3 protein-coding genes are annotated in these 4,703 nt (G+C 72.1%); 1 reads left to right on the top strand and 2 read right to left on the bottom strand.

Translation table 11 applies throughout. The features are described 5' to 3' along the window. Positions 1–23 precede the first annotated feature (23 nt). Positions 24–2,126, bottom strand: coding sequence for a S9 family peptidase (locus Air01nite_RS40520; protein ID WP_203708810.1), 2,103 nt, complete (start codon positions 2,124–2,126; stop codon positions 24–26). 69 nt (positions 2,127–2,195) lie between these two features. Here Air01nite_RS40520 and Air01nite_RS40515 point away from each other — a divergent pair, with 69 nt between their 5' ends. Then, complete coding sequence (locus tag Air01nite_RS40515; RefSeq protein WP_239091302.1) at positions 2,196–3,485, top strand: FAD-binding oxidoreductase; 1,290 nt, start codon at positions 2,196–2,198, stop codon at positions 3,483–3,485. 430 nt (positions 3,486–3,915) lie between these two features. Here Air01nite_RS40515 and Air01nite_RS40510 read toward each other — a convergent pair whose 3' ends face one another. After that, a complete protein-coding gene (locus tag Air01nite_RS40510; RefSeq protein WP_203708806.1) occupies positions 3,916–4,557 on the bottom strand; it encodes an ATP-dependent Clp protease proteolytic subunit in 642 nt (213 codons plus the stop codon). Between the last annotated feature and the right edge of the window lie 146 nt (positions 4,558–4,703).

Below are 4,703 nucleotides of genomic sequence, written 5' to 3'. Positions count from 1 at the left end.
CAGTCGGCCAAGCCCCTGCGATGTCAGTCGGCCAAGCCGACGTGGTCCAGCACCCAGGCCGCGATGAAGGCCTCGTCCTTCCAGGCGTCGTACCGGCCGCTCGGGCCGCCGTGGCCCGCGCCCATCTCGGTCTTGAGCAGGTAGTGCCCACCCGGGGCGGCAGCGCGCAGGCGGGCCACCCATTTGGTCGGCTCGTGGTACAGCACCCGCGTGTCGTTGAGGCTGCTGGCCGCCAAAACGGCCGGGTAGTCCACCGCGGACACGTTCTCGTAAGGCGAGTAGGACTTCATGTAGGCGTAGACCTCGGGGTCCGCGAGCGGGTTGCCCCACTCCTCCCACTCCATCACGGTCAGCGGCAGCGACGGGTCCAGGATGGACGTCAACGGGTCCACAAAGGGCACTTCCGCCACGATGGCGGTGAACGCCTGGGGTGCCAGGTTGGCCACCGCGCCCATCAGCAGCCCACCCGCCGAGCCACCGCGGGCGACCAGCCGGTCCGCCGAGGTCCAGCCGGCCTTCGCGAGGTGCTGTGCGCAGGCGACGAAGTCGGTGAACGTGTTCTTCTTGGCCAGCAGCTTGCCGTTCTCGTACCAGTGCCGGCCCAGCTCGCCGCCGCCGCGCACATGTGCGACCGCGAACACCATGCCACGGTCCAGAAGCGACAGTCGCGGCACCGAGAACCACGGGTCCATCGACGCCTCGTAGGAGCCGTAGCCGTAGAGCACGCAGGGAGCCGAGCCGTCGCGTGGCGTGCCCTTGCGGCGGATCAACGAGATCGGCACGCGGGTGCCGTCGTCGGCGAGCGCCCACTCGCGGTGCTGCTCGTAGTCGGCCGGGTCGAACTCGCGCCCGTCCGGGCCGGGCTTGACGGGCTTGCGCTTGCGCAGGATCAGCTCGCCGGTGGCCAGGTCGTAGTCGTACACCGACTCCGGCGTGGTCAGGGACGTGTAGCGCAGCCGTACGAGACCGGTCTGGTATTCGGGGTTGCTGTCGATGTTGACGCTGTAGATGGGTTCCGGGAACCGCATGTCATAGCCGTCGGTCTCGCCGAGCGGCAGGATCCGTAGGCCGGACAGGCCGTCGCGGCGCAGCGAGATGACCAGGTGCTCGGCGAACGCGTCGACCGACTCCAGCCTGGTGCCGGGCTCGTGCGGCACCATCGTCGCCCAACCGGTCGGATTGTCCACAGAGGTGTACGCGAGCTCGAAGTCCTCGGCGCCGTCGTTGTGCAGGATCAGGAAGCGGTGGCCGTGGTGCTCGACCGAGTATTCGACCCCCTGGCGGCGCGGCGCGATCAGGGCCGGCTCGGCGGTGGGGTCGTCGGACGGGATGACCCGGACCTCGCTGGTGATCTTGCTGCCGGCCTCGATCAGGACGTAGCGCTGCGAGCGGGTCAGGTCGACGCCGACCCAGAAGCGTTCGTCGAGCTCCTCGTACACGATGACGTCTTCGCTCGTCGGCGTGCCGACCGTGTGCCGCCAGACCCGGTAGGGCCGCCACGCGTCGTCGACCGTGAGATAGAAGAGCGTGCCGCCGTCGTAGGACCAGGCGGTGCCGTAGAAGGTGTCGGGCACCTCGTCGGCGAGCACCTCGCCGCTCCGCAGGTCCTTGATCTTCAGGGTGAAGCGTTCGTCGCCCGTGAAGTCGGTCGAGAAGGCGAGCCGGTTGCCGTCGGGGCTGACGTCGAACGCGCCGAGCGCGAAGAACTCGTGCCCGTCGGCCAGCGCGTTGCCGTCGAGCAGGATCTCCTCGCCGGGCAGCGGGCCGCCGTCGCCGGTGGCGGGCGGGGTCGTCTGCGCCGGGTCGGCGAGCGGGACGCGGCAGTAGATCGGGTACTGCTGGCCCTCGACCGTGCGGCTGTAGTACCAGAAATGCCCCATCCGGTATGGGACTGAAAGGTCCGTTTCCTGCGTGCGCTGGCGGATCTCGCCGAACAGCTTCTCGCGGAGGCTCGCGAGGTGAGCCGTCATCGCCTCGGTGTAGGCGTTCTCGGCCTTGAGGTAGCCGAGGGTGTCGGGATCGTCCTTTTCCGCGAGCCAGGCGTATTCGTCGATGACGGTGTCGCCGTGGTGCGTGCGCTCGTGCGGCACCCGCTTCGCGACAGGGGCATTGGGCTCGTCGGTCACGCGCTCACGCTACCCGGCCGGCACGTCGGGGGCGTTGCGGGTCGTTCGAACATGTGTACGATAAACCGCATGGTGGCGCCGGGCAGCTTCGATGTGCGGGAGCGCTTGGCGGCCATCTGCGGGCCGGGGTTCGCTCGGGAGGCCGGGCCCGCAGACGAGGTGGCCGGCGTGCCGGCGCGGTGGGTGGCCGCGCCGGGCACGGTCGAGGCGGCGGCCGCGGTGCTGGCGCTCGCCGCCGCTCGTGACCTCGCGGTGGTGCCGCGTGGCGCGGCGACCAAGGTCGACTGGGGCACGCCGCCGGTCAGGCTCGACCTCCTCGTCGACACGGGCCGGCTGGCCGGCATCTGGCACCGCGACCCGGGCGAGCTGAGCGTCGAGGTCGGCGCCGGCACCCCGGTCCGCGCGGTGCAGGCGGTGCTCGGCCAGCGCGGCCTCCGGCTGGCCTGCGACCCGCGCTCGATCGGGTCGACGGTCGGCGGCATCCTGGCGGCCGACGAGTCGGGCCCGCTGCGCCACCGCTACGGCACGCCGTGCGAGCAGGTTGTCGGGGTGAGCTACGTCGATGCCGAGGGCCGGCTGCGGCACGCCGACGGCTGGTCGATGCGCGGCACCGACGGCCCGGGCCTCAACCAGGTGCTCTGCGGCTCACAGGGCGCCCTGGCACTGCTGGTGTCGGCTACGTTGCGCACCCAGGCGGCGCCGGCGGCCCGGGTGTGGGTGACCCGCTCGGTGTGGACACCGCTGGAGGTCCACGACCTGGTCAGGCAGGCACTGGCCGCTTCGGTCGCCCCGTCGGCGATCGAGGTCGACCTGCCGGCACACCGCGCGATCCTGATCCCACGGCAACGCAGCCGCCAGGGCCCGGGCACGGTGGCGCTCCTGCTGGAGGGCGCCCGCGCCGACGTGCTCGACCGGGCGGAGCAGTTGCTCGGCGTGCTGAGCGGCGACGCCCGCGCGGTCGAGACGCCGCCACGCTGGTGGCATCGCTACCCGTTCGAGCCGGGTGAGGTGGCGCTGCGCCTGACGGTGCCGATCAACGACCTGCACGCGGCCATCTACGCGTTGCGCGACGCGGTCGGGGGCCCGGTCCCGGTCCGCGGCGCCGCCGGCACGGGGGTGGTCCACGCGGCGCTGCCGGCGAGCCTGGGCGCGGAACGGGTCAACGCGATCCTGATGGCGGTCCGGGGGGTGCTGCTGTTCCGCGGCGGCACCTGCGTGGTGACCTCGGCCCCGCCTGCGGTCCGGCAGGCGATCGACATGTGGGGCCCGGTGGCGGCCCTGCCGACCCTTAGGGAGGTGAAGGACCGCTTCGACCCTCACCGCCGCATGGCCCCGGGCCGCTACATCGGCGGTCTCTGACGGCTGGACCCGCGGCCAACCTTGCGGCCAGGGTCGCCGATCCAACGGCCGCGTTGATGCCGACCCAGCATCGAGGCGGGTGCGCGCCGCCGCCGATCCGGTGCGCCGTGATGCCCTCGAACGCTGGCGGCCTGTCTTGCCGATCAACGCGGTCTGTGGCGGCCTAGCCGCCGGCCGGCGGTGTCCCGGCATCAGACGGGTGCGCGCGCCGCCGCAGATCGGGCGCGCCGTGTTGGCGCCGAGCGCAAGCCGTCCCGAGCGGGCCTTCCGGCACCGGTCGGGGTCAGGGCGTCAAACGGGTCGGTGCCTGGCGCGAACGGACCGATGACGGGCGCAGCCCGCGCGATCGCGCGGCATTAACGGTCCGAAAGCGGGCCACCGGGAATGGGAGGCGAAATTCGCGACTACGTCGCGCGTGCGAAACCGCTTCTCAATGCGAGCCGCGCTCGCCCTTTTTACCTGGGGCGACGATTTCGTGGACGAGGCCGTATTCGCGGGCTTCCTCCGCCGTTAGTTGGCGGCCGCGGGACATGTCGTCCTCGACGCGGCTGCGGGGTTGGCCGGTCGCTTCGGCGATGCGCACGATCAGGTCGTCGAGGGCGCGCAGGTGCTGGCCCGCGGCGTTGGCTACGTCGTCGGCGTTGCCGGAGATGCCGGCCGCGCGCGGCTCGCGGAGGCGGAAACGCGTGTGTGGGAAGGCCTTGCGGTGCGGTGCGACCGCGTAGAGGCCCACCGCGGCGCCGCCGATCTCCGACGTGGCCAGCACGTGGACCGGCGCGTGCATGATGTCGAGGGCATCGATGATCGCGAAGACCGCGTCCAGGTCGCCGTCGGGGCTGCGTAGGTGCAACTCCACCGGGTCCGGGCCCTGGGCGTCGAGGGTGAGCAGGGCCGCGGCGGTGCGGGTCGCGGCCGAGCCGTTCACCGTGCCCTGGAGGATCACGATGCGGCGGTCGAAGAGCTTCTCCTCCAACCACGGCGCCAACCACGGGCCGCTCTCCGCCGGCTGCTCCTGCCCCTGCGGCTGCCCGGGCGGCACGTTCCACCGGCGTGGTTGATCGTCGAGCGGCATCGTCGGTCCCCTCCGTCGTCACGTCGGCGCGGTTCCGCGTGAACCGGCCGCCCAGACGCGGTCGCCGTGCGTCCGGTGCCACCGAAGCCGTCGGCGGCCCTACCGCCGACGCTATACCCGTTGGGCCAAACTGGCGCGTCGGTTCG

The sequence above is a fragment of the Asanoa iriomotensis genome (assembly GCF_016862515.1).
GTDB classification, from domain to species: Bacteria; Actinomycetota; Actinomycetes; order Mycobacteriales; family Micromonosporaceae; genus Asanoa; species Asanoa iriomotensis.
This window is presented reverse-complemented; position numbering and strand designations above follow the sequence as displayed.

Coding starts and splice junctions, on each gene's coding strand:
- Air01nite_RS40515 (WP_239091302.1), top strand. CDS start 2,196: ATGGTGGCGCCGGGCAGCTTCGATGTGCGGGAGCGCTTGGCGGCCATC.
- Air01nite_RS40510 (WP_203708806.1), bottom strand. CDS start 4,557: ATGCCGCTCGACGATCAACCACGCCGGTGGAACGTGCCGCCCGGGCAG.